The sequence below is a fragment of the Vibrio sp. 10N.261.52.A1 genome (assembly GCF_002876325.1).
GTDB lineage: Bacteria > Pseudomonadota > Gammaproteobacteria > Enterobacterales > Vibrionaceae > Vibrio > Vibrio chagasii.
Genome location: NZ_MCYD01001056.1, coordinates 1 through 261 on the forward strand (window position 1 = coordinate 1; position 261 = coordinate 261).

The 261-nt window shown below is 55.2% G+C and carries 1 protein-coding gene; it reads right to left on the bottom strand.

Annotation, left to right across the window (positions count from 1 at the left end):
* Window positions 1–68: 68 nt before the first annotated feature.
* Window positions 69–261: hypothetical protein (locus BCT81_RS22845; RefSeq protein ID WP_102425957.1), on the bottom strand; the 193-nt coding region annotated here is incomplete at its 5' end.

Genomic DNA, 261 nt, shown 5'->3' on the forward strand with positions numbered 1-261 from the left:
AGGTGACCACGTCACGTTTGGGGCGCCTTCTCGATGAAGAAGGCACTGACCCAATAACAAGTCACCCATCATGATGTTGTCACCTTACTGGCGAGTTGCTGTTTCACCCAACCTGGCGTGACCTTACTGAGCGTCATGCCTTCACGGTTGCCAATTAAAGCTTGCTGCACTTGCGAACAAAATGGCTCTTGCGCTTTCACGCCGAGCTCCGCTTGAGCGCGTTGGTCGGCGTCACCACTACGGCGAGCGCGCACTCGAAAT